Annotated in this window: 16 protein-coding genes; 9 read left to right on the top strand and 7 right to left on the bottom strand. The window is 61.8% G+C overall.

What is annotated here, in order from left to right:
- Window positions 1-110: 110 nt before the first annotated feature.
- Window positions 111-2,267: a peptidyl-dipeptidase Dcp gene (gene dcp, locus R3F00_RS05555; RefSeq protein WP_371280737.1), complete on the bottom strand. Its 2,157-nt coding sequence runs from the start codon at window positions 2,265-2,267 to the stop codon at window positions 111-113.
- A 273-nt stretch (window positions 2,268-2,540) separates the two neighbouring features.
- Here dcp and R3F00_RS05550 point away from each other — a divergent pair, with 273 nt between their 5' ends.
- Window positions 2,541-4,556, top strand: coding sequence for an amidohydrolase family protein (locus R3F00_RS05550; protein WP_371280736.1), 2,016 nt, complete (start codon window positions 2,541-2,543; stop codon window positions 4,554-4,556).
- 328 nt (window positions 4,557-4,884) lie between these two features.
- The gene (ppc, locus tag R3F00_RS05545) at window positions 4,885-7,614 is read left to right on the top strand and encodes a phosphoenolpyruvate carboxylase (RefSeq protein ID WP_371280735.1); all 2,730 of its coding nucleotides are present in this window, start codon (window positions 4,885-4,887) and stop codon (window positions 7,612-7,614) included.
- Window positions 7,615-7,816: 202 nt separating this feature from the next.
- On the opposite strand, the gene R3F00_RS05540 is transcribed toward ppc, so the two are convergent.
- Window positions 7,817-9,763, bottom strand: coding sequence for an OPT family oligopeptide transporter (locus tag R3F00_RS05540; RefSeq protein ID WP_371280734.1), 1,947 nt, complete (start codon window positions 9,761-9,763; stop codon window positions 7,817-7,819).
- Window positions 9,764-9,894: 131 nt separating this feature from the next.
- Between R3F00_RS05540 and R3F00_RS05535 the strand changes: the two genes are divergently transcribed.
- The gene (locus R3F00_RS05535; RefSeq protein WP_371280733.1) at window positions 9,895-11,520 is read left to right on the top strand and encodes an oligopeptide:H+ symporter; all 1,626 of its coding nucleotides are present in this window, start codon (window positions 9,895-9,897) and stop codon (window positions 11,518-11,520) included.
- A gap of 376 nt (window positions 11,521-11,896) precedes the next feature.
- Here the strand turns inward: R3F00_RS05535 and R3F00_RS05530 are convergent, their stop codons facing one another.
- The 4 genes from R3F00_RS05530 to R3F00_RS05515 form a co-directional block, all read right to left on the bottom strand.
- Window positions 11,897-15,193, bottom strand: coding sequence for an amidohydrolase family protein (locus R3F00_RS05530; RefSeq protein WP_371280732.1), 3,297 nt, complete (start codon window positions 15,191-15,193; stop codon window positions 11,897-11,899).
- A 254-nt stretch (window positions 15,194-15,447) separates the two neighbouring features.
- Window positions 15,448-15,798 carry a hypothetical protein gene (locus R3F00_RS05525; RefSeq protein WP_371280731.1) on the bottom strand — a complete coding sequence of 117 codons (351 nt, stop codon included), beginning with the start codon at window positions 15,796-15,798 and terminating at the stop codon, window positions 15,448-15,450.
- 6 nt (window positions 15,799-15,804) lie between these two features.
- Window positions 15,805-16,518 (bottom strand): dethiobiotin synthase, encoded by a 714-nt coding sequence (gene bioD, locus R3F00_RS05520; protein ID WP_371280730.1) that lies wholly within the window; start codon window positions 16,516-16,518, stop codon window positions 15,805-15,807.
- Entirely contained in the window at window positions 16,515-17,255 is a 741-nt protein-coding gene (locus tag R3F00_RS05515) for a TMEM175 family protein (protein WP_371280729.1), read from the bottom strand. The genes bioD and R3F00_RS05515 overlap by 4 nt, the downstream gene beginning before the upstream one ends.
- Window positions 17,256-17,691: 436 nt before the next feature.
- On the opposite strand from R3F00_RS05515, the gene R3F00_RS05510 reads away from it, so the two are divergent.
- On the top strand, window positions 17,692-18,210 hold the full coding sequence (locus tag R3F00_RS05510) for a GAF domain-containing protein (protein WP_371280728.1): 519 nt from the start codon (window positions 17,692-17,694) through the stop codon (window positions 18,208-18,210).
- Entirely contained in the window at window positions 18,207-18,620 is a 414-nt protein-coding gene (locus R3F00_RS05505) for a TfoX/Sxy family protein (protein ID WP_371280727.1), read from the top strand. Before R3F00_RS05510 ends, R3F00_RS05505 begins: the two co-directional genes overlap by 4 nt.
- 355 nt (window positions 18,621-18,975) lie before the next feature.
- Here the strand turns inward: R3F00_RS05505 and R3F00_RS05500 are convergent, their stop codons facing one another.
- Complete coding sequence (locus tag R3F00_RS05500) at window positions 18,976-19,557, bottom strand: TIGR00730 family Rossman fold protein (RefSeq protein ID WP_371280726.1); 582 nt, start codon at window positions 19,555-19,557, stop codon at window positions 18,976-18,978.
- A gap of 274 nt (window positions 19,558-19,831) precedes the next feature.
- Between R3F00_RS05500 and R3F00_RS05495 the strand changes: the two genes are divergently transcribed.
- From R3F00_RS05495 to R3F00_RS05480, 4 genes are all read left to right on the top strand, one after another.
- Window positions 19,832-20,269: a hypothetical protein gene (locus R3F00_RS05495; protein ID WP_371280725.1), complete on the top strand. Its 438-nt coding sequence runs from the start codon at window positions 19,832-19,834 to the stop codon at window positions 20,267-20,269.
- A gap of 169 nt (window positions 20,270-20,438) precedes the next feature.
- Complete coding sequence (locus R3F00_RS05490) at window positions 20,439-22,550, top strand: tetratricopeptide repeat protein (RefSeq protein ID WP_371280724.1); 2,112 nt, start codon at window positions 20,439-20,441, stop codon at window positions 22,548-22,550.
- Between the two features lie 165 nt (window positions 22,551-22,715).
- The gene (locus R3F00_RS05485) at window positions 22,716-24,545 is read left to right on the top strand and encodes a hypothetical protein (RefSeq protein WP_371280723.1); all 1,830 of its coding nucleotides are present in this window, start codon (window positions 22,716-22,718) and stop codon (window positions 24,543-24,545) included.
- Window positions 24,542-24,697 carry a hypothetical protein gene (locus R3F00_RS05480; RefSeq protein WP_371280721.1) on the top strand — a complete coding sequence of 52 codons (156 nt, stop codon included), beginning with the start codon at window positions 24,542-24,544 and terminating at the stop codon, window positions 24,695-24,697. The genes R3F00_RS05485 and R3F00_RS05480 overlap by 4 nt, the downstream gene beginning before the upstream one ends.
- The last annotated feature ends 162 nt before the right edge of the window (window positions 24,698-24,859 follow it).

The raw sequence follows: 24,859 nt of genomic DNA, 5'->3' as shown, positions 1-24,859 counted from the left end.
TGGCCAGAGTAACTACCCGCGCGAAGACAGGAAGACCTGCAAATGAAAAGGCCGGCATATGCCGGCCTTCTCGTTGATGCTTCAGCGCGAGTAGCGGCGCGCATCCAGGCCTACTTCAGGCCGCGGAATTCCAGCAGCGGTTCGACGCTGGGATCCTTGCCGCGGAAGGCCTTGTACATGGCGGCCAGTTCCTCGGAGTTGCCGCGCGAGAGCACCTGGTCGCGGAAGGTCTGGCCATTCTCGCGGCTCATGCCGCCGTTCTCCTTGAACCACTGGAAAGCGTCGTGGTCGAGGACTTCGCTCCAGAGGTAGGCGTAGTAGCCGGCCGAATAGCCGCCACCCCAGATGTGTGCGAAATACGGCGTCTTGTAGCGCGGCGGCACTTCGGCCAGATTGACCTTGTAGCGATTCAGGGCGTCGAGTTCGAACTGGTCGACATCCTGCAGCGGTGCGTCGGCAGGCAGCTGGTGCCAGGCCTGGTCAAGCAGGGCAGCGGCTAGGTATTCGGTACTTGCGTAGCCCTGGTTGAAGGCACGTGCCTTGACGATCTTGTCGACCAGTTCCTGCGGCATCGGTTCACCGGTTTCATGGTGCTTGGCGTAGTTGGCGAAGACGGTGGGTTCGAGTGCCCAGTTCTCGTTGAATTGCGAAGGGAACTCGACGAAGTCGCGGGAAGTGCTGGTGCCGGCGATGCTCGGGTACTTCACGTTCGAGAACATGCCGTGCAGGGCGTGACCGAACTCGTGGAACATCGTGGTCGCGTCATCGAAGCTGAGCAGGGCGGGTTGACCGTTGGCGGGCTTGGTGAAGTTGCAGACGTTGTAGACGACCGGCTTGGTGCCAGTCAGGCCATCCTGCTCGACGAACACATCCATCCATGCGCCGCCACCCTTGCTCGGACGCTTGAAGAAATCGGCATAGAACAGGGCGAGCTGGCTGCCATCGGCATCGAATACGTCGAACACGCGCACGTCCGGGTGGTAGACCGGAAGATCGGTGCGCTCCTTGAATGTGATGCCGTAGAGCTGGTTGGCGGCGAAGAAGACGCCGTCGTTGAGCACGCGATTGAGCTCGAAGTAGGGCTTGACCTGCGCTTCGTCGAGGTCGTATTCGGCCATGCGCACTTGGTCGGCGTACAAGTCCCAGTCGGCCGCGGTGAGCTTGAAGCCCCCCTTGTCCGCGTCGATCATTTTCTGGATCTTGGCCGCTTCGCTGCGCGCGCGAGCGGTCGCGGCGGGGACCATGTCGGTCATCAACTTGACCGCATTCTCGGGAGTTTCGGCCATCTGGTCAGCCAGACTGTAGGCAGCGAAATTCGGATAGCCGAGCAACTGCGCGCGCTCGGCGCGAAGCTGGGCCAGGCGCTGGATGATCGCACGGGTATCGTTTTCGTCGCCGCGACTGGTTCGTGTTTCGGATGCCTCAAGCACCTTGAGCCGCAGTTCGCGATCGGTCAGCGAACCGAGTACGGGTTGCTGGGTGGTGTTCTGCAGGGTCAGCAGGTACTTGCCGTCGGCGAGTCCCTTTTCCCTGGCGGCATCGGCCGCTGCGGCAATGCCGCCTTCGCCCAGTCCGTCCAGCCTTGCGACATCGTCCACTTCCACCGCTGCCGCATTGGTGCCGGCCAGCAGTTTGTTCTGGAACTCCGTCGAGAGCGTCGACTCTTCCTTGTTCAGCGCGCGCAGTTTGGACTGGTCCGCATCGTTGAGCTGGGCACCGGCACGGACGAAATCCGTGCAGGTCTTCTCGACCAGGCGAAGCTGGACCGGATCAAGTCCACTGGTTTCGCGGGCGTCGTAGATGGCCTTGACGCGGTCGAACAGCTTCGCATTGAGGTAGATCGCGTCGCTGTGTGCGGCCAGCTTGGGGGCCAGTTCGACCTGGGCTGCCTGCAGGGTGTCGTTGGTATTGGCCTGGACGAGGGCAAAGAAGATGCGGCTTGCGCGGGTCAGCAGTTCTCCGGTTTCCTCCATGGCAACGAAGGTGTTGTCGAAGGTGGGTGCGTCCGGATTGTTGGCGATCTTCTCGATCTCGGCCAGATGCCGTGTCATGCCCTCCTCGATGGCCGGCTGGTAGTCGGTGTCCTTGATCTTGTCGAAGGGAGGGGCCTGCAAGGGCAGGGTGCTGGCAGCGAAAAGCGGATTCACGGGCGCGGTTTCCTCCGACTGGGCGGGTGCGGCAGCCTGGGGCGGCGCTGTTTCGGTAGACGGGGAAGAACAGGCAGCGAGCGCCAAGAGCAGCGCTACGGCAAGTGCGGATCGGATCATTGGGGGGGTCCCGGGGCCAAATGGAGCCGCACGATAGACCCCGATCAGGGCTTTCGCCAAGTGCGGGAGGTCACGGATGCGCCACTTGAGGACCTTTCCTCGGTTGCGTCGAAGGCCGGAGGGCCCCGCAACAGCCAGAGCCACCGCTGCTGGTGTCCGAAACGACGCTGGCGAAAGCAGGCGCAGCCGGGATGCTGCCCGCGCGAATTTGCGACTTGCGTCACGTATGGGAGAATCCCGGTAACGGGGAACACGCCTTCTTGGGGATTGCGAATGAATCGGTCAGTCGTTTTTCTGTTTTTGTGTGCAGCTTCGTTCGGCTCGGCCCTGGCTGCCGAGCGAGTCGAACGGAGCGTCGTGATTCTGGCCGGTGCGAATGCCGGCTTCCAGGAAGCGCGCTATGCCGATAACGGCAAGCTCGACGTGCATTTCGAGTTCAATGACCGCGGGCGCGGCCCCAATCTCGATGCCAGCTATCAACTCGATGCGCAAGGCATGCCCACCTCGGCAACACTCAAGGGCGTGGATTATCTGAAGGCCCCGGTTGACGAGAGCTGGTCGCGAGTCGGCGACACGCTGAGCTGGAAGAACGCCTCCGAGGACGAGAAGCGGACCGTTACCGGCCCGACGTTTTTTCTCGGACTGAATCAGGTGCCCGAAGATGGCGCCCTGCTCGCGCGCGCGCTGCTCGCGGCTGCGGACAACAGGCTCGCCCTGCAGCCCTCGGGAGAAGCTGGCATCAGCAAACTGGCAAGCGTCGAGGTCAAGGGCGCACCCGGAACACGGACGATTGATCTCTATGCGGTCAGCGGGCTCGGTCTGCTTCCCGACTACATCTGGCTGGACGAAGACCAGCAGTTCTTCGCCACCTACTCGGGCTGGATGACGATGATCCGCGAAGGTTACGAAGACAGCATCAAGACGATCGGCGATCGCCAGGAGCTTGAGGAGAAGCGCCTTGCGGAATCCCGCGCCAAGTCGTTGACCCGCGTTCTCGACAAGCCACTGCTGATCCGCAACGTGCGTGTTTTCGATCCGCCCAGTGGCGAGGTAGTCGACGCGCGCTCGGTGCTGATCGACGACGGGCGCATCGTCTCGATCGGCGCCGCCGACGTCACCCTGCTGCCTGGCGTCGACGAATTCGATGGCGGTGGGCAGTTCCTGATGCCCGGCCTGTGGGACATGCACGTGCATTTCTCGGGTGGCTCGGATGGCCTGCTCGAACTCGCGTCGGGCGTGACCACGGTGCGCGACATGGCCAACCAGACTGATGTGCTGACCGGTCTGATCGAGGGCATCGAATCGGGCAAGGACATCGGCCCGCGCATCATTCGTGCCGGCATCATCGATGGCAAGGGACCCTTCGCCGGCCCGACCAAGGTGCTGGTCGAGAACGAAGAAGAAGCCATTGCCGCGGTCAACGATTACGCCGCCAGCGGTCACGAGCAGATCAAGATCTACAGCTCGGTGAAACCTGAATTGATGCCGGTTATCGCCAAGGCCGCGCATGCAAAGGGCCTGCGGGTCAGCGGCCACGTACCGGCCTACATGACCGCCCAGCAGTTTGTCGAGAATGGCGCAGACGAGATACAGCACATCAACATGCTGTTTCTCAACTTCATGTTCGACAAGGTCCAGGACACGCGCACGCCAGCGCGCTTCACGGCGGTCGCAGAGTATGGTGCCGAGCTCGATCTGAGCTCACCGGAGGTCGTTGCATTCATCAAGTTGCTCAAGGATCGAAACATCGTCATCGATCCGACCGTCGGCACCTTCGAGGACATGTTCCTGAGCCGCCCCGGCGTACCGGGGCCGGGCTTTGCTGCGATCGTCGATCGCTTCCCGAGCACCTGGCAACGACAAATCCGATCGGGTGCCGGTGGCCTGGAGATGAAGCCGGAGCAGGTGGCGCTGTTCCGTGATTCCTACCAGAACATGGTCAACATGGTCGGCGTGCTCTACCGCAGCGGCGTGCACATTGTTCCGGGAACCGACAATCTCGCCGGCATGACCTTGCCCCGCGAGTTCGAACTGTATGTCGAATCCGGCATTCCGCCGATGAATGTGTTGCAGATCGCCACCATCGGCAGCGCCGAGGTCATGAAGCGTGAGGACGAGTACGGACGTGTTGCGCCGGGCTATGTGTCCGACCTGATCCTTGTCGATGGCGATCCCACGATCAACATGGCCGATATCCGCAAGGTAAGGACAACCATTCGTGGCGACCGCATGTACGACGCCGACGCACTGTTCAAGGCAGTCAGCATAGAGCCAACACCGAAGCAGTAACGAGGGACAGCCAATCCAAGCCCGCGCCCGTTCGGGCGCCGGGCACGTCAGTCGCTTGCAGGAACATGCTTCAGCCGTCCCGAAAAGGGGACTTCCTCCGGTCGTCCCGAGAAGGGGACTTCCTCTGGTCGTCCCGAAAAGGGGACTTCCTCCGGTCGTCCCGAGAAGGGGACTTCCTCCGGTCGTGATGCTCTTTGCCATGTGCAACAAGAGCATCGCGGCTGAAGCCAGCTCCTGCGACGAAATCGATAAAGCACTCGCCCGTGCGTCGAGCATGGGGCATCGACGCCATCTACTATGCCGCGTTGCAACAATGTAGGCTTGCCGGATGAACAATCCATCCAGAAATGCCGCAGACAGCCTGCGTTCGAGCGACCTCCCCGAAACCGACAAGGCCTTGCGCGATGACGTCAATCGCGTGGGATCCCTGGTCGGCGACATACTTGCCGAGCAACTCGGTGAAGCCTTCCTCGAAGAGGTCGAGCGCATTCGTATCGCCGCTATCACCCGGCGTGAATCCGACACCGGCACCGGCGATCTCGAACACCAACTGAAGGATGTGGATGTTGCCCACGCTACCGATCTGGTGCGCGCCTTCTCCACCTACTTCCAGGCCGTCAACGTGGCCGAACGCGTGCATCGCATCCGCCGACGTCGCGAATATGAAATGGCAGACGCCGCGCCCCAGCCTGGTGGCTTGCGCGATGTGATCGGCAAGCTGCGCGAGAACGGGGTTGGCAACGAGGAGCTGCACGACTGCCTGTCCCACCTGCTGATCGAGCCCGTCTTCACCGCACACCCGACCGAAGCCGTGCGCCGCGCCCTGCTCGAAAAGGAAACCGAGGTCGTTCGGGCGCTGGTCGCCGATATCGATCGCAGTCGCACGCCGGTCGAACGTCGTGCCGATCTGGAACGCGTGCGCATGGCCTTGACCGCAGCCTGGCAGACCGCCGAATTCGCGCTGGACAAGCCCACGGTCAGCGACGAACTGGAAAACGTCGGCTTCTACCTGACCGACGTGCTCTACCGTGTCGTACCGGTGTTCTACGAGGTGCTCAACGACGCGCTTGGCGAGGAGCCCGCGGCCAATGATCTGCCGACGCTGCTGCGTTTCGGCAACTGGGTCGGCGGCGACATGGACGGAAATCCGAATGTTGGCGCCGACACCATTGCCACCACCTTGTCCACGCAACGCCGGCAAGTTCTGGCGCTGTATCGCAAGGAGATCTATCAGCTGGGCCGATTGCTGAGCCATTCGCTATCGCGAGTTGGGTGCTCGTCGGAACTGCTGGCGCGCATCGAGGACTATCGCATTGCGCTACCGTCCGCAGCGAAGAAACTGCGCGCCCGTCATGACGACATGCCCTACCGGCAATATCTGAAATTGGTCAACGCGCGCATCGCCGAAACCGAGCGCGGTTCGGAAGCGGGCTATTCGGATGTGGATACCTTCATCCACGATATACGCATCGTTGCCGACAGCCTGCAGCAGAATCGTGGTGTACATGCGGGATGGTTCGCCGCGCGTCGACTCTTGCGTCGTGTCGAAACATTCGGGTTTCACCTTGCCACTCTCGATTTGCGACAGGATTCCGCAATCCACGACGCCACCTTGGCCGCCCTGCTTGACGACCCGGATTGGTCGTCGCGCGAAGTGGATGATCGCGTCGCGCGCCTGCATGGCGTTCTTGAAGATACGTCGGCGGTTGCCGCATGCGAAGACGAAACGGCGGTCAAGACCCTGGCCGTTTTCCGGACCGTCGCCCGCTTGCGGCCACGCTATGGCGCACAGGCATTTGGTCCTTACATTGTCAGCATGAGTCGCAGTGCGGCCGATGCGCTGGCCGTGATCGCGCTGGGCAGCATTGCTGGATTCCTGGATGCGCATGGCAACGTGCCGCTGGATGTCGCGCCGTTGTTCGAAACGGTCGCCGATCTCGATGCTGCGGAAGCTGTGGTCCAGTCGCTGTTCGCCGACCCGATCTATCGGAGGCACCTGCAGGCGCGCGGCAATCGCCAGATGGTCATGCTCGGCTACTCCGACAGCGCCAAGGACGGTGGCCTGGTCGCTTCGCGCTGGGCACTGCAGCAAACCCAGATCGCGCTGACCCGGCTGGCACAGGAATCCGGGATACGCATCGTCTTCTTCCATGGTCGCGGCGGTTCGGCCAGCCGCGGCGGCGGCAAGACGGAACGCGCCGTGATTGCGGCGCCCAGGGGGTCGGTGCAGGGCAGCCTGCGCCTGACCGAGCAGGGCGAGGTCATCCATCGCAAATACGGTATCCGCGCGATTGCCCTGCGCAATCTCGAGCAGATGACGGGTGCTGTCTTGCGTGCAACCTTGCGTCCGCGTCCACCCGAGCCGCGCGAGATGATCTGGCGTTCGATGGCCGCTGCCATCGCCGCCGAGGCGCGCAGGCGCTACCGCGCCTTCATTCACGACAATGCGGATTTCACCGAATATTTCCGCCATGCGACGCCGATCGACGTGATCGAACGCCTGCGTATCGGTTCACGTCCATCGCGGCGTGGCGGAACCGGCGGTGTCGAGAACCTGCGCGCGATACCGTGGGTGTTCGCGTGGTCGCAAACACGCGCCGCGCTGACCGGATGGTACGGCGTCGGCAGCGGATTGGCCCATGGCATCGAAACCTTTGGTCGCGAAGCGATGGCCGAGATGACCCGTGACTGGCCGTTCTTCGCGCAGCTGGTGGACGACGTCGAGATGGTGCTGGCCAAGTCCGATCTCGCCATTTTTGAGCGCTATTCTCGCCTGGCCGGTTCGTTGCACGAACCCTTTTTCGCCGAGGTCAGCGCCGAATTCGAGCGTACGCGCACGGCCATCCTCGATCTCAAGGGCGAGACCGAACTGCTCGCACACGATTTGCGTCTGCGCCAATCAATCCGCCTGCGCAATCCCTACGTCGATCCGATCAGCCTGCTCCAGGTTGATCTCCTCACCCGCTGGCGCGCCACCGACCGCAAGGACGACGATCTGCTGCACGCCCTGATCGCAACAGTCAACGGCATTGCCGCAGGCATCCAGAACACGGGATGAGCTCCAGGAACGTTCCTTCTCCCGCTGGCGGGAGAAGGTGCCGACTGCGTTCGAGGGGATCGAACGCGAACGGCGGTAGCCGGCCCGTAGGGAGAGCACCAGGGAAGGTGCGAATCAGGCGGATGAGGGTGGGCTCTTGATGTTCCTTCTCCCGCTGGCGGGAGAAGGTGCCCGGAGGGCGGATGAGGGTGGGCTCTTGATCCTAGCTGTTTGCCGCTTCCGGCTCCGGCTTCGTCGCGTAGCGGTACAGCAGCCAGGCGATGTAGGCGAGCAGGAGCAGGCCGAGCCAGCCACCGAATTGCAGTGATCCGGGCAGGGCGAGCACATCGGCGCGGCCGGTGACCACGATGGGTATCGCGATGAAGATGCCCATCAGCGCTTCGCCGGTAATCAGGCCGGCCGCGAACAGCATGCCCTTGCGATGGATCTTGCCGTGATGCTCCTCATCTTTCGCGCCGCCGAAGAAGCGCTCGACAATGTGCGATAGCAGGCCTCCCAGGAAGATTGGCACCATCAGTTCGATTGGCAGGTAGATGCCGATCGCGCAGGCCAGCACCGGAATGCGGAATTTCTTTCCGCTGGCCTTGAGCCAGGAATCGACCGCGATGATGACTGCACCGATGCCCGCGCCAATACCGATTGTGGTCCACGGCAACTGGCCACCGAAGATGCCCTTGGCCACCGAGGCCATCAGGTTGGCTTGCGGGGCCAGCAACGGATTCGGATGTTCGGCAGTCGGCACGCCGATGCCGTAGGCATGCAAAAGGAGGTTCAGCACCGGAGCCATGATCAGGGCAGACGAGACCGCGCCAATGGCGAGCATGAGCTGCTGCTTCCACGGCGTTGCGCCAACGATATGTCCGCATTTCAGATCCTGCAGATTGTCGCCGCCGATACAGGCTGCGCAGCAGACCACCGCGCCGATCATGATGGCAGCGACCGCGCCGATCGATGAATCACGTCCAAGCAGCAGCACGAGTATGAGCGCGGCAAACAGGATGGTCGAAATGGTGATTCCCGACACCGGGTTGTTCGACGAGCCGACCAGACCGGCCATGTACGCCGACACCGAGACAAACAGGAAGCCGGCGACGATCATGATGATCGTCATCGGGATGCTCGCAGTCCACTGATGGACGATGCTCTGGTACAGCCACAGCAGCGGCAGCGTGAACAACACGAGACCGATCGCGATGTATTTCATCGGGATGTCTTTTTCGGTATGCGCGATCACGGCCGTGGAACCCGAGCGCGTCGCATCGAGGCCGCTGCGAATGCCGGAGAACAGCGATTTGCGCAGGGAGATCAGGGTCCAGATACCGCCGATCAGCATCGCGCCGACGCCCAGGTAACGAACCTGTGCAGACCAGATGATGTAGGCAGCATCCTCGGCACTTGCTGCGGCGACCTGTGCGGCCAGCGCCGGATCGCCATCGAGGAAGAAGCTGCTATAGATGGGAATCGCGACGTTCCAGCCGATCACCGCACCCAGCAGGCAGACGATGCCGATATTGAAACCGACGATATATCCGACGCCGAGCAGCGCCGGAGACAGGTTGGTGCCCATGTAGGCAATGCCCTTGCCGACATAGGCCGCGCTCGCTGCGGTATCGGGGAACAGGCGCAGGCCGCTGGCTGCGGCGACCTTGGCGAAACCGCCAAGCAGCGCGGCAATGCCGAGCGTCTTGATGCCCTGGCCGGGATCCTCGCCGGTCTTGAGCACTTCGGCAGCCGCCTTGCCCTCTGGAAACGCGAGGCCCTGGTCGACGATCAGCGAACGCCGTAACGGCACCGAGAAGATCACGCCGAGCAGTCCACCGAGTCCGGCGATGGCAAACACCCATTGGTACTCGAATTCCTGCCAGTAGCCGAGGATGACCAGGGCCGGAATCGTGAAGATCACACCCGAAGCGATCGAGGAGCCGGCCGACGCGCCGGTTTGCACGATGTTGTTTTCGAGGATGCCGCCACCGCCGAGCAGTCTCAGCACACCCATCGAGACCACCGCTGCCGGAATTGCCGATGCGATGGTCATGCCGGCGAACAGGCCGAGATACGTATTGGCCGCGGCGAGAATCACCACCAGAACAACGGAAAGCAGGATCGCGCGCAGAGTGAGCTGCGGTGCGGGTTCAGCAATGACGCTCATGGAGTTCTCCCCGAGTGGTGCCAATCCGTCGGCGCATGGATGTGATGCGTTGCAACAACCGACGCGCCCGGTTCACGCCACGCGCCGCGACGTGCATAGTAGCGTGCAATCCCATTGATCTTGCAAACACGATGAAGCCCATTCCCGCCAATCCCGAGAATCCGGACGCCGTTGCCGAAGCCGCCGCACGCATGCCGCGGCAAATTCCCTACATCATCGGCAACGAGGCCTGCGAGCGCTTCAGCTTCTACGGCATGCGCAACATCCTCACGCCGTTCCTGATCACGACCCTGCTGCTGTATGCGCCGATTGCCGAACGCGCCGGCATCGCCAAGGACGTCTTCCACACCTTCGTCATCGGCGTGTATTTCTTTCCGCTGCTCGGCGGTTGGATCTCGGATCGCTTCTTCGGCAAGTACCAGACCGTTTTCTGGTTGTCGTTGCTGTACTGCGCGGGTCACGCCTGCCTGGCCATCTTCGAATCGAATCGCACGGGCTTCTATACGGGTCTCTTCCTGATTGCACTCGGATCGGGCGGCATCAAGCCCCTGGTCTCGGCCTTCGTTGGCGACCAGTTCGACCAGAGCAACAAGGCCACGGCAAAGGTCGTCTACGACGCGTTCTACTGGACGATCAACTTCGGATCGTTCTTCGCCTCGCTGCTGATGCCCCGCATCCTTGCCGCCTGGGGCCCGGCATGGGCATTCGGCATCCCCGGAATCCTGATGTTCATCGCCACCGTGATTTTTTGGGCCGGCCGCAAGAAATACGTGCATGTGCCACCGTCGCCGCCGAATCCCGATTCGCTGATCAACGTCGCCAGGACCGCGCTGTTCGCACCGGGCAAGGGGAGTGCCGGATTGATCATGGCGGCGATCGGTGTCGTCGCATCGGTGGCCATCTTTCTGCTCTGGGCCATTGCGCCCGCATGGTGGCCCGAGCACTTCAGTTTCGTCATCACCTTCTGCGTGGCACTCGGGCTGCTGATCCTGTTCGGCGGAATCGGTACCTCGTGGCAGCTGGAGCGAGCGCGTGGCAAGCATTCGGACATGGCCGTCGAAGGCGTGCGCGCCGTGCTGCGCATCCTCATCGTTTTTGCCCTGGTCACGCCGTTCTGGTCGCTGTTCGACCAGAAGGCCTCGACCTGGATCCTGCAGGGCAACGCCATGATCATGCCGCATGATTCGTGGTGGTGGCCGAGCTGGCTCGTGCAGGAGCCAGCGCAGATGCAGGCGCTCAATCCCCTGCTGGTCATGTTGCTGATTCCGTTCAACAACATCGTGCTCTACCCGATGCTGCGACGCATGGGCGTGGAGGTCACCGCGCTGCGCCGGATGGGCTTCGGCATCGCGTTTTCGGGCCTGGCCTGGGTAGCGGCCGGACTGATCCAGATGAACATCGATGGTGGCGATCCGACTTCGATCGCCTGGCAGGTGCTGCCCTACGTGCTGCTGACCTTCGGCGAGGTTCTGGTCTCCGCGACCGGGCTCGAGTTTGCCTACAGCCAGGCACCGCCGTCGATGAAAGGCACGATCATGAGTTTCTGGCTGCTCTCTGTCACCTTCGGCAACCTCTGGGTCCTGATCACCAACGCCGCAGTTCGCAACGAGGGCGTGACCTCCTATATCGCCAGCAGCGGACTCAGCGAACCGGCCTTCCTGATGTTCTTCTTTGCCGCGTTCGCGCTACTGGCTGCATTGGCCTTCGCGATGTATGCGCGACGCTATCCGATGGCGGATCATTATCGGACGGTATAGCGCTGCGCTCAGGTTGTAGAGGTCCCGGCGAATGCCGGGACCCGGTTGCCTGGGGTTGAAGAGCACCCTCCTGCGGAGCACGGCATCCATGCCGCTTTTTCAGCCGCCTCCCGTGCGGGCGAGTCACTTTTCATTGCTGCTCACTGCGCTGCAGGAGCAGCGCAGTGGTTACTTTTTTCTTGGCCACTCAAGAGAAAGCAACTCACGTGCCGAAGGCTTATGAAAGCATTGGGCTGATGCCGAGACATCGGTGCGCATCAAAACCGCGTCGCCGGCTGGATAGAAAGCGACGGGCGCCAGTCAACAAATACGCGACTGGCAGAATACCGACCGCCCGAAGGCGAGAGTGCCGGCGCAAGGCCGGCACTCCAACTGATCAATGAACGTGCCTCGTCCCGGACTTCGGGCAATGGCACGAAGCCGTGGGTCCGTATTCGATGCCGTAGCTGCGGCCGTCCTGATGCTGCTGCCAGTAGAACTCGGGTGCCTTGCGGCCCTTGCCGCCGACCTCGGCCATGTCCGCATCGATGTCGAAGACACGGCCATTGACCACGACGTAGCGCGTATCGATAGTCGAGCGGATATCGTCGAGCGGGTTGGTGTTGAGGACGACGAAATCGGCGCGCTTGCCGGGTTCCAGTGAGCCGATTTCCTTCGACAGGCCGATCAGGTCGGCACCGTCGATGGTGGCGGCGCGCAGGGCTTCGAAATTGCTGAAGCCACCCTGCGTCAGCATCCAGGTTTCCCAGTTCTCGGAAAGGCCCTGCAGCTGACCATGGCCGCCGGTCTGGATCTTGATGCCGTTGTCGCGAAGTTTCTTCGCCGCCTTGCTCACCTCGATATGGTAGTAGTCCCAATCCGGCGCGGTTTCGCGGCGGATGGCACGGGCGTCAAGGGTTTCCTTCGGGAAGAAGCGATTGAGTTTCTTGTCTTCCCAGACGTTGTCGCGCGCATACCACCAGTATTCCCCGCTGAGGCCGCCATAGCTGACCACCAGGGTCGGCGTGTTGCGCACGTCGGTTTCTTTCCACAGGTTGATGACATCGTCGTACAACGGTGCGACCGGGATGTTGTGCTCGATGCTGGTGACGCCATCGAGGATCATGGTCATGTTGTGGTTGAAGGTGGAACCGCCTTCCTCGACCACGAGCATGTTCAGCTCGCGGGCGGCCTGGTTGATCTGCTGGCGCTGGTTTCGGCGCGGCTGGTTGTAGCTCTTCACGCTGAAGGCGCCATTCGCCTTCATGCGGCGCAGGTGCGAGCGCGCATCGTCCAGCGAATTGACCTCGGCCTTGAAGTCGCCATCGGCGCCATACAGGATCGTGCCGGTCGAGTAGATGCGCGGGCCGACCATCTCGCCGGCCTTGACCAGTTCGGCTTGCGAGAACACGGTTTCGGTGGTCGCCGACGGATCATGCGTGGTGGTCACGCCGAACGCGAGGTTGGTGTAGTAGGCCCAGTTCTGCTGCGGAACGACACCGCTGGTGAAATGATTGACGTGGGCGTGGACATCGATATAGCCCGGCACGATAGTCTTGCCGCTGGCATCGATGACCCTGGCATTCGAGGGAATCGCCACATTGCCGCTGGCACCGATCGCCTTGATCGAATCGCCTTCAACGACGATGACGCCATCCTCGATGACTTCCTGTTCCGACTCGGCATCCTTCATCGTGACCAGGCGCGCCCCGGTAAAGGCGAATACGTCGCCGGGTGCGTCGTAGCGGGCGGTCAGGCCGACATCGATACCCCTGTCGCTGCCGGGCTCGGGAAGATCCTTCGGGGCACCGGGCAGGAAGGCAAAAGCCTTGTCGAGATCGCGCGTGTGGTACTCGCGCCCGACCATCCAGTGCAGCGAACGCGAATCCGCCGACCAGTGCAGGTAGGAACCGACATCCTTGCTGATCAGGCTGACCGGAATGGCCTTGGTGTCCTTCGACAATTCGATCACATGTCCGGTATGCGGCATCGGTGCGACATAGGCATTGAACAACTCCGTGAAGGCCACCCACTTGCCGTTCGGGCTGACGCTGACGAAATTGATGTACTTCAGATCGAATACATCACGCGGATCGCTGCCATCAATGCCGATGCTCTTGAGCTTCTTCTCCAGGCCTTCGCCGGTGAGAAAGGTGATGCGCTTGCCGTCCGGCGTGAACTCCGGATCGCCACCCTCGCGGACCAGTCGCCGCGCTTCGCCCCCGGCCGCAGGCATCACATAGATGCCTGCCTCGCCCGAATTGAGATTGCCGGTCAGCGAGCTGCCGGAAGTCTTCGAATAGACGATGCGCGAACCATCCGGCGAGAATTTCGGGCCGTAGTAGAAGCCCGGCTTCGCAGTCAGGATGCGTGAGGTCTTCGCGGCAACGTCATATTCGACGATGCGACCCTGGTCGGCGTCTGACCAGGTCGTGTAGAGCATCTTCTTGCCGTTGGCACTGAAGCTCGGCTGATACTCGAAATGGCTGTTGTCCGCGGTCAAACGAGTCGGGCTGCCGTTCGGCAGGGACTTCACCCACAGCTGCCCCAGCGCGTGGAAGACCAGGGTCTTGCCATCCGGGCTGGTGGCGACATCGCGGATCATCTTCGGCTCGAATGTCCCGCGACCGATGCTCTGCTCGAAACGCAGCGGTTCGGCCACGACCTGTTCGACCTCCGCCGTGAACGGAATTTCCTGCGGCTTGCCGGTGCCGGCATCCACGCGCCAGAGCTTGCCCTGCGCCCAGATCACGAGCGCGCTGGAATCCGGCGTCCAGGAGAAATTGGGGTACGGGCCGAAAATGGCCCAGGCTTCCTGCATGTCGTGCGAGAGTCCGTCCCACAGGGGCGTGACCTGCCCAGTCTCCAGATCGAGCTTTTCCAGCACGGTCTTCTCGCGCACGCGCTTGACGAAAGCCAGCGACTTGCCATCGGGCGAGGGCTCGGGGCGCACGGCGCCGCCCGGCGTTCCGATGACCTTCTCGATCTCGCCGTCACGACGATCCAGGCGCTTGATCGCATAGATCACGCCATGCGGATCCTTGTTGTACTGGAAGTAGGGGCCCGGGCTCACGTCTTCGGAAAAATAGACGTAGTTCCCATCCGGGCTGACTGCCGGCTCGCCAAGATCCTGCTGGTCGTTCTTCTGCTTGGTCAATTGCAGTCCGGCACCGCCGGCGATGTGGTACATCCACAATTCGCCTGCACCCAGCGAACGTTCGCTGGTGAAATGCTTGCGTGCGATCAGGTACTGGCCATCCGGCGTCCAGGCCGGGTTGTTGAGCAGGCGGAAATCCTCCTTCGTCACCTGGGTACCTTCGCCACCGACAAGCGGCTTGCGCCAGATGTTGTTGCCGCCGCCGCGATCGGAGGTGTAGGCCAGCTCCTTGCCATCCGGCGAGAAGGCGGGCTGCACATCCCAGGCGGCGCCCTGGCTGATGCGCCGGGCCTTGCCGCCCTCGATCGGCAACAGGTAGAGATCGCCGAGCATGCTGAAGACGATCGTCTTGCCGTCGGGACTTACATCGAGATCGAGCCAGGTGCCCTCATCGGTGCTGAAGCGAACGGTCTTGGTCTTGCCGTGCGCCGCATTGACATCCCAATCGGGCTTTTCGTCTTTCTTTTCAGCCGAGTAGGCGAATGCGGGCAACAGCAGGCAGCCCAGGGTCAGGGCTGCGAGATGGCGGATCGACATGGAAAACTCCCTGGAGAATCTCGAATTGACCGGTCATCCTAAAACGGATCAGGTCGCCAGGCACAGGGCAGAAGTCCTGATTGCCTCAGATTTCCAGGCCGCTGGATGGCTCCACTCCGTAGGAGCCGACTTCAGTCGCGATGCTTTTGGCAGCGCAGCGAGAGCATCACGCATGAATGCGATTCCTACAGGGGAGCCGCAATGCGGCGCACTTTTGCGACGACCTGACTTCGCGGGGTCGGATACAACCGCAATCAAACCGAACTGACATCCCGCAGTTTCCAGTTGCGGCCCACCAGCAGGTCGAGCCGATGCTTGACGATCGAGTGCGACAGGCTCGTCGTGACGATGACTTCGACGCGCTGGGCTTCCAGCGATGCAGTCACCGTCGCCTCCGGATCGACGATGGCTGTTTGTGGATCCACTTCGTCCGGATCGTCCTGCATGACGCGCCAGCGCTCCCACAGCGTGGGCTCTCGCAGGGCGGCTTCGAGATCTTTCGCCAAGTGCTCAGGCGATACACCGTCGAAGCTCAGTTCGGGGTAATCGCCACGAGCGGTGGAAAGATCGCTGATCGTGATGAAGTAGCGCTGTGCCTTGGACATGTCGATTTATCCTGATTGCGGTGTCTGGTACGTCGGATTCCCCAGCATTCTGACAGCCGCCTCGAGAGCATGAGGCCGGATCGAAGCTGCAGGATCTTCGGCATGGTCCATGGTTCCGAGCAACGGCGCATGAATGCGCTGCCGGATACTTTCGATATTGGCTTCGAAACGCAGCATGTCCGGGTCCATTCGATTGGCAATCCAGCCCATCAGTCGACATCCGTCCTCTGCAATCGCGCGTGCCGTGAGCACCGCGTGATTGATGCAGCCCAGGCGCATGCCGACGACGAGGATCACCGGCACGTCCAGGGAGCGAACCAGATCGGATTGCATCAGGTCATCGCCGAGCGGGGCCAGCCAGCCGCCAACGCCCTCGACCACGACGAACCGGTTGCCCGTGGCAAGACGCGCGTGCGCCGCCCGAATCTGCGCGATCGAAATGCATGCCGCATTCTCGCGCGCGGCCAGATGGGGAGCGATCGGGTCGGCAAAGACATAAGGATTGACGTCGGCATACGCGCCGCCAAATCCGGCGGCTGCAATCAGCGCTTCGGCATCTTCGTTGCGCAGGCCAGTGGCGGTCTGGCGGGCGCCACTGGCCACGGGCTTCATGCCAACGGCAGCCACGTCATTTGCGATCAGCCCGCGCAGCAGCGTGCAACTGACATGCGTCTTGCCGATTTCGGTATCGGTTCCGGTGACGAAGACACCCCTGCTCAATGACTGGCTTCCAGATCTCTCAAATCGGCCTGCATGCGCCAGTGCAGCCATCGACGATTGAGAAGCAGCAGAAAGAACAGCAGGGCCGGCGTGGCGACCAACCACGCGTTGGCGGGAAACATCGAAAGCACAATCGACAGGATCAGGGAAAGCGATGAAACGATCGGCACAGCCACCCAGCGCAGTACCGAGTACCGCGTCACGATGGTCTCGCGTGCGTCCAGACCCAGTTTGTCTCGCAGATTCCAGGCGTGCCGGTACAGTGCCCACGTCGCCGCGCCCATGGTTCCGAAGGCGACAGCGAAGGCCACGATGATCAGGCGCATGTCGCCGGGGCCGTCGCTGGTGTCGATATGGGCCGGCAACCATCCATCGGAGATCCAGAAGAAGAATCCGGCGAAGACCATGCGCATCGGATAGATGAACACGAGGACCAGAAAAACGGTGAGCAGGCTCAGGCGCTGGCTTGGGCGGTCGTTGATGCCGTAGCGACGGCTCCAGGTCGAGTGCGCGCTCCAGAACAGCACGATCATGAGGAAACTGGCGGCAAACGCCGGAACCGACTTCAAGGCGTCGATGAGGCTTTCCGCCGAATTCGGAATCTCGTCGATGGATATCACCATCAGGGTGATCGCGAAGGCAAACGCGGCGTCGTAGAAGGCCTCTATGCGGGTGACTTCAGCGCCGCGATTGCGAAAGCCGTCATCGTCGCGTGCGGACTCTTGGTTCTCTGGCATGGATATGGGTGCCTGATGTTGTCGGGCCTGTTCAGCGCTGCCTTCAACAGAGTGGCACTGACTCAAGCTTCGCTATTCCAGCGTACGCCGGGGTGCTTTTCAACAGCCGAATGGCCGGTCATCGAGTTTCTCTGACATCACTGCAAAGCCCGAGAAGGAACTGGATTGCCTGCTGCTGCAGCATGCCCTTCGAGCCATACGCTACGCGAATGTACGTTCCGGCATCCTGCCTCGACAGTCCAGCCTGCGCCAGGATGACGAATGGCAAGTGTCTATCCTAAGAAGGTGCCATTTGCCTTCGACAAGCACTATATGGGGGCGGAATCAAGAAAACCGCGCGACATGCCGAATGGCAGATCCGGGCGGCACCTGCGATGGAAAACAATGGCAGGTAGAATGCTTGCCCATATTCGCATTTCACGATGGAAGCGTATCGATGTCCTTCGAGATGACAAGCATTGAGTCGGCCGACAAGACCAGCTTTTACGCCGAACTGGCAAGTCAGGCGCGTGGCCTGCTCCACGGCGAGCGCGATCGCATCGCCAATGCAGCCAATCTTGCCGCATTGGCATGGCACGCGCTGCCTGCCATCAACTGGTGCGGATTCTATTTCTTCGATGGGCGTGAACTCGTCGTTGGTCCATTCCAGGGCAAGCCGGCTTGCGTGCGCATCGCGATGGGCCGTGGTGTCTGCGGTACCGCTGCAAGCACGCGTGAGACCCAGATGGTCGATGACGTGCACGCATTCGAGGGCCATATCGCCTGCGACGCCGCATCGCGATCGGAGATCGTCGTGCCCCTGATTCTTGATGGCGAACTTCTCGGCGTCTGGGATGTCGACAGCCCGGAGCTCGGTCGATTCGACGACGAGGACAGGCGCGGCATGATGGCCCTTTGCGAGGTGTTCATCGAATCCCTTCGCATGGATGAAGTCAGGGCAGGGGCAGCGGCATGAGCGCGCGTGACGTCAAGATCCGCAACGTCGGCCCGAAGTCTGCGGCGTGGTTGCGTCAGGTCGGTGTACGAACGGAAGAAGATCTGGTTCGAGTCGGTCCCGTGGATGTGTTCCTCAAGGTCAAGCGTGCAGGCTTCCGGCCGAGCCTGAACCTGCTCTATTCGCTGGCCGGTGCGATCGACGACTGCCACTGGACCGATCTTTCTGCCGAGCGCAAAAGCGGGCTGATTCTCGAACTCGAAGAAGCCGAGTCGGACAACCCGATCAAGACACGCTGGGAAAAACAGGCCGACCGCAGCGCCGAGATCGATGGCACCGAAGCGCCGCCGCTTGATTCGGATGGCGATGGCTTTGGAGACGGTGACAGCGGCGTGCGCGAATTGACCGGAACGTCAGGCGATTACGACTGAGTTGCTGTCGCCGCGTCACGCACTTTTGTTTCTGTTGTAGGGGCGGGTCTCAGACCCGCCCGCTCCCTGCCTGATTTTTCCTGATCCCCAACAGGAGCGGGTGGGTCTAAGACCCACCCCTACGACCCACCCCTACGACTTTTGTAGGAGGCCCGTCAGGGGCGATGCTCTACGATCCTCCCGTAGGAGCGTGCTTAAGCCGCGATGCTCTTCCGTTCTCCCGCAGGAGCGTGCCTCAGCCGTCCCAAAAAGGGGACTTCCTTCGGTCGTCCCAAAAGGGGACTCCCTTCGGTCGCGATGTTTTCCATTGCATTGCGACAAGAGCATCGCCCCTGACGGGCCTCCTACGAAAAGATCAGCGCCGCACTACCGCGATGTCGCGCGCATCTTCACGCCAGCGCGGTGTTGCCCTGATCGCAGGCAACACTTCTTCGGGAGCGTCGACCATGCTCCACATCGAAAGATGCTCGGCATTCATGAAGCGCTCCGAGATCACGCTTTCCATGAAGCCCTGCAACGGCGTGTAGTAGCCGCGAGTATTGAGAAGGATGATCGGATTGAAATAGAGGCCGAGCCGTTTCAGCGTGATCGCTTCGAACAACTCCTCCAGAGTGCCGCAGCCACCGGGCAGGGCGATCACGGCGTCGGAATCGGTCAGCAGGCGATGTTTGCGTTCGCGCATGTCCTCGACCAGTTCGAGCCGGGTCACACCCGGATGACCCCATTCCAGGTCTGCCATGAATTTCGGAATGATGCCGATCACCTCTCCGCCGGCGGCCAGCGCGCCATTCGCAACGGCACCCATCGAGCCGGTCGATCCGCCGCCGTAGACGAGCGTGCTGCCGGACTCGGCCAGCATTGCGCCAAGACGAAACGCGACGTCATGATAGGTCGGATCGCATTCCTGACTGGACGCGCAATAGACGCAGATACGCATGGGCAAGATCCGTGATGGACAGACCCCGCATTCTATCGCGCCCGACAGGAATGGCTTCGGCAAGCGCCACCAATGGCGTCGGCCACAACAAGGCGACCTGGCGCACTGCAACCAATCCTCCGCAAGAAGTCTGTAGGCTCGGGGTTAGCCGCAGCGCCGCACAACCCTACAATAGGGGTTGAATTCCACGAAAAGGACAGCGCCATCTGAGCGCGGCAGGAAACTCGCACCCCTGTCGGAAGCCGTGGCCATGCAGTCCGCAAAGGCTCACCACATGAATCAAGACGCCGAAAGCCCCAATCGAAGCATCGTCCGAAACGTCATCGTCCTGCAGTTCAAGTTGCTGCTGGATGCCTTGCGCGATCTGGCCCTGAGCCCGCTGTCCATCGCCGCTGCGGTTCTGGACCTGCTCCTTTCGAAGCAGCAGTCGCCGCGCTACTTCAAGCGCGTACTCAAGATTGGATTGCATAGCGAAGAATGGATCGATCTCTGGTCGGCGGCCCGCGAAGACGGGCCGGTACGGCAGGAAAACGTGGACACGCTCCTGGCACGCGTCGAGGAAATCGTCTCCGATCCATCCGTTGGCGCTCGCCGTGCTCGGGTACTGAGGCGCTGGGCCGAACGCCAGCTCGCGCGCGCGCGCCGGCAAGTCGAGATCGACGAGGCCCGCGCCCGTGACGCGTCGTCAAAGGAGCTTTCCGGCAGCGACTGAGAATCTCCGGAGCCGGCTGTGGAGCGCAGGTTTCGGGATCGGGAAGCAGGCCCGAAAACCGTGATCCATACCTCATTCGTGTAGTATCCGGACAGGCACGAGGCACCGGGGAGTGCGCGGCCTGCGAGTACGGGACGGCTTCTGGAATCGACCCGTATCTCGCGCTCGAGTGCGAGTTTCACGATCCGGGGCCTCCGAATTGAGCGTATTCGCCGAACTCAAGCGCCGCAATGTGATCCGCATGGCCGGGTTGTACCTGGTCGGTGCCTGGATGCTGGTGCAGGTGGCTGAGACGGTGCTGCCGGTGTTCGACATACCCGACTGGGTGTTGCGCGCGATCATGCTCGTGCTCGCCCTGGGGTTCGTCCCCTCCCTGATCTTCGCCTGGGTCTTCGAGCTCACTCCCGAAGGCATTAAGCGCGATCACGAAGTCGATCGCAGCCGATCGGTTGCGCCGCAGACAGGGCAGCGCATGAACATCATGATCGCCGTCCTGTTGTCGATCGGCTTGGCCTGGTATGTCCTCGACAAGTACGCGATCTCGCCCGCACACGACGCGGTCAACGTGGCCTCGACCCAGAAGCCGATTGAACCCGCTGCCGAATCGGCGCCTTCGGTCAATCCGCGCTCGATCGCCGTATTGCCGTTCGAGAATCTCAGCGAGGAGCAGGCCAACGCCTACTTCGCGGATGGCATCCAGGACGAAATCCTGACTACCCTGGCCAGGATCGGCGACCTCACCGTGATCTCGCGCACCTCGACCAGGAGTTACGACGCGCGGCCGGACAACCTTCCGCAGATCGCCAGCGAGCTCGGCGTCGCCAATATCCTCGAGGGCAGCGTGCAGAAGTCGGGCAACCGGGTGCGCGTGATCGTGCAGCTGATTCATGCAGCGACCGACAGCCACCTGTGGGCGGAAACCTATGACCGGACCCTGGACGACATCTTCGCGGTCCAAAGCGAGGTTGCGCAGAGGATCGCCGATTCCCTGAGTGCGACGCTCACGCGTGACGAACGCGCCACGCTGGCGAGCAGCCCCACCAGGAATCCTGCGGCCTATGAAGCCTACCTGCGCGGCCTCGCCCTGAATGCGCAGGGGTTCGAGTTGAACCTTGCAAGGGCCGCTGCGCTCGCCTATTCCGAAGCGGTGCGGCTCGACCCGGACTTCGCCCTGGCCTGGGCGGAGCTAGCGAGCATGGCGGGATATCTCTATCACAACGGAGTCGACCCGGAGACCTTCACTGCCGAGTACGTCAAGCACGCCGCAGACAACGCTTCCAGGCTGCAACCGGAACTGGTCGAATCGCAACTCGCCCAGGGGATCTATCGCTACAGCGCAGAACGCGATTTCGCAGGTGCCGAAAGCGTGTTCGAAGTCGTCCTCGAAAAGGCGCCGAACAATCCGACCGCATTGTTCTACACGGCGCTTGCGGAGCGACGCCAGGGCAAGTGGGATGAGGCGCTGGCGCACTTCGAGAGGGCCGCCGAACGCGACCCGAAGAACGCCGGCCTGCTGGTCGTCATCGGCGGCGAAACCCTGCGCAACCTGCGCCGATGGGATGAGGCGCATCGTTATCTCGATCGAGCGCTCGCGCTCGCGCCCAACTCGTCGCTGGCCATGTTCTACAAGTTAGTCGCCTACCAGAGCGAAGGGCGCCTCGATGAGGCCGCCCGTCTGCTCGACCGGATTCCTCAGGCCGGCGAGGATCCGCAGATCGCCTTGGGCCGCAGCGGCCAGTTCGCACTGGAGCGCCGTGATGACGCGATCATCGCCGAGCTTGAACCCCTCCTTCGGCAGCCCGATGCCGCACTCAACGGGTTCGGGCCGCAACTGAGAATCCATCTTGCCGAAGCGCTGAAGCGCTCCGGACACGAAGAGAGGGCACGAGCGATCTTCCAGTCCCTGGTCGACCGGATCGGCCCGGATCCTGCCGGCCAGGTCGACGACAGCATCCTGCCGATTGTACTGGCAAGGGCCAACGCGGGGCTCGGCAATCTGGAACTGGCAAGGAAGCAGGCGGCCGACGCCATCGAGCTCTATCGCAACGATGCGTTTTATCGGGTTTTCGCGAACATGGCCATGGCGCGGGTTCAGGTCCAGATGGGCGAAAATACGGCTGCGATCGCCACATTGGCCGAACTGCTGGAAGCGCCGGCGGGCCTCAGCCCGGGAAACCTGCGGTTCGATCCGATCTGGGATCCCTTGCGCAGCGAGCCGGCATTCCAGGCGTTGCTCGATGAGCAACCCATCGGCGGCAAGATCAGCGATGACCAGCGATGAGCGGCGGCGGTGCCGAGATACCTCTACGTCATCAATCCCCGCTCTTCGTAGGAGCGGGCTTCAGCCGCGATGCTCTTCGACGTGCAGCGACAAACAGCACCGCGGTTGAAGCCTTTCCTGCGAATATCATGGATGGTGCGCCGTTCGGAAGGGAAACAATCGATAGTGTCTGAATTTTTCTCCAATCTGAAGCAACGCAAGCTCGCGCAATGGGCTGCGGCCTATCTGGCCGGCGCGTGGGCGTTGTTGCAGGTGCTCGACCTGGCCGCCGACAACTATGATTGGCCGTCCATCGTCGTGCGCGTTTCTTTCGCGCTGATCGCGCTCGGCTTCGTCGTGACCCTGGTGCTGGCCTGGTACCATGGCGAGCGGGGCGAGCAGCGAGTTTCCGGCGCGGAGTTGATGATCCTTGCCGCCGTGCTGGCAGTGGGCGGGGGATTCCTGTGGCGCTACGCGCAGGTCGAGTCGGTGCATCCGGTGCCCGATGGCAACGCGACCGACAGCGTCTCCGACACGTCTGTCGCCGAGTCGCCCACGCCCGACAAGTCCATTGCCGTGCTGCCGTTCGTCAACATGAGTTCCGACCCGGACCAGGAATACTTTTCCGACGGCATTGCCGAGGAATTGTTGAACAGGCTTGCGCAACTGTCGGACCTGAAGGTCGCTGCGCGCACCTCGGCCTTCCAGTTCAAGGGCAAGAATGAAGACATCGGAAATATCGGTCGTCAGTTGAAGGTCGCCCACGTCCTGGAAGGCAGCGTGCGCAAATCCGGCACCACTCTGCGCATCACCGCACAGCTGATTGACAGTCGCTCGGGCTATCACCTGTGGTCGGAGACCTACGACCGCGATGCATCGGATATCTTCAAGGTGCAAGATGAAATCGCCAGTGCAATCGCCGAGAGGCTCAAGATTGAGCTGGCGATCGATAGCGCAGGTACGGTTCGAAGCATCAATCCAAAGGCCCATGAGGAATATCTGCGCGGCCGCGACTTTCTCGCCAATCGACGCGGTGATCTCGACAAGGCCATTGCCGCCTTCGATCGCGCAATCGCAATCGAGCCCGACTACAGCCCCGCCTACTCGGGCAAGGCCTTCGCGATCCAGTTGCGACCCGTGTGGAACATGGCGTCTGCCAACCACGCGGTGCTTGATGAGACCAGAAGGATTGCTGACAAGGCGCTGCAGCTTGATCCGAACAACGCCGAGGCCTACATGGTGCGCGGCATGGCGGCGTTCTACGGATGGGATCCCGTTGCTGCCGCGGCGGATCTGAATCGCGCATTGGCACTGGCGCCTGGCAATGTCGATGTTCTCAACATGGAAGGCGACTTCCGGAACTATGTCGGTGACCTGGCCGCTGCAGAGCAGGGCAAGCGCAAGGCGATGGCCCTGGATCCGCTGTCCTTTGTGCATCCTCTGAATCTTGCCGACGTCATGCTGAGCCAGGGCCGCAACGAAGCGTCGATCGTCTTCGCCGAGCAGGCCATAGCCTTGGGTGCGAATGAATATGGCTATGACCGCCTGACCGTGGGCTATCTCAGCAGCGGGCAGTTCGAACGCGCCAGGGTGGCCTACGAGAAGGCGTGCGAGCTGAACCCGGATGAATCAAATGTGTGCGGAACCAATGAGCCGCTCGTGCTCGCGGCAGAAGGGAAAGACGAGCAGGCATCGAGCGCCGTGAAGGCCTTGGCTGGCAGACTCAAGGCGGAAGGCAATTCCGGAGCCTATGGCAGTGAATCGACAATAGCGTGGCTCTATGCAGGGCTGCATGATTTCCCCCGAGCCACTGATACGCAGCGATCAGCCATCGACCTGCAGGACTGGTTCCCGACTTTTGCCATCGTGTATGCGCTTGGGGGCGCAAAGTTTCCCGAAGAGCTCAGCACTGATCCGCAATGGCTGGCGGTGTGGAACGATCCGCGCATGAAGCCCTACATGGATGCCTATCGCAAAAACCTGCTCGCGTGGCGCGCGGCGGAAGGCAACCCATGAAGATTGAAACTCCTGGTTCTTCTGTAGGAGCGTGCTTCAGCCGCGATGCTGTTTCCCGCACTTCTACGGAAGGTGTCGGGCATGAATGCCTCGCCAGCGAAGAGCCGATCAAGGCCGAAGGTTTCGATGTCGAACTAGGACACAAGCCATGATTTACCGTTGTGTGCCAAATCAGCTTGAAGCCCCGCGCGATCGAAAAGTTGCAGCAGGCGGAGACGAAGCTGGCGACTAGCCTCGCCGCAGAGCCAGGGCGTTGAAACCGCTTCTTGCAGGAGCAGGCTTCAGCCGCGATGCCCTTCGACACGATGCGGAAA

This window comes from Dokdonella sp. (assembly GCF_041395345.1).
GTDB lineage: Bacteria > Pseudomonadota > Gammaproteobacteria > Xanthomonadales > Rhodanobacteraceae > Dokdonella.
This window is presented reverse-complemented; position numbering and strand designations above follow the sequence as displayed.

Excerpts from the sequence above, each read along its gene's own strand:
- R3F00_RS05480 (WP_371280721.1), top strand. The coding sequence starts at position 24,542 with ATGAAGATTGAAACTCCTGGTTCTTCTGTAGGAGCGTGCTTCAGCCGC.
- R3F00_RS05550 (WP_371280736.1), top strand. The coding sequence starts at position 2,541 with ATGAATCGGTCAGTCGTTTTTCTGTTTTTGTGTGCAGCTTCGTTCGGC.
- R3F00_RS05530 (WP_371280732.1), bottom strand. The coding sequence starts at position 15,193 with ATGTCGATCCGCCATCTCGCAGCCCTGACCCTGGGCTGCCTGCTGTTG.
- R3F00_RS05495 (WP_371280725.1), top strand. The coding sequence starts at position 19,832 with ATGAATCAAGACGCCGAAAGCCCCAATCGAAGCATCGTCCGAAACGTC.
- R3F00_RS05515 (WP_371280729.1), bottom strand. The coding sequence starts at position 17,255 with ATGCCAGAGAACCAAGAGTCCGCACGCGACGATGACGGCTTTCGCAAT.
- ppc (WP_371280735.1), top strand. The coding sequence starts at position 4,885 with ATGAACAATCCATCCAGAAATGCCGCAGACAGCCTGCGTTCGAGCGAC.
- R3F00_RS05500 (WP_371280726.1), bottom strand. The coding sequence starts at position 19,557 with ATGCGTATCTGCGTCTATTGCGCGTCCAGTCAGGAATGCGATCCGACC.
- R3F00_RS05525 (WP_371280731.1), bottom strand. The coding sequence starts at position 15,798 with ATGTCCAAGGCACAGCGCTACTTCATCACGATCAGCGATCTTTCCACC.
- R3F00_RS05510 (WP_371280728.1), top strand. The coding sequence starts at position 17,692 with ATGTCCTTCGAGATGACAAGCATTGAGTCGGCCGACAAGACCAGCTTT.
- dcp (WP_371280737.1), bottom strand. The coding sequence starts at position 2,267 with ATGATCCGATCCGCACTTGCCGTAGCGCTGCTCTTGGCGCTCGCTGCC.
- R3F00_RS05505 (WP_371280727.1), top strand. The coding sequence starts at position 18,207 with ATGAGCGCGCGTGACGTCAAGATCCGCAACGTCGGCCCGAAGTCTGCG.
- R3F00_RS05540 (WP_371280734.1), bottom strand. The coding sequence starts at position 9,763 with ATGAGCGTCATTGCTGAACCCGCACCGCAGCTCACTCTGCGCGCGATC.
- R3F00_RS05535 (WP_371280733.1), top strand. The coding sequence starts at position 9,895 with ATGAAGCCCATTCCCGCCAATCCCGAGAATCCGGACGCCGTTGCCGAA.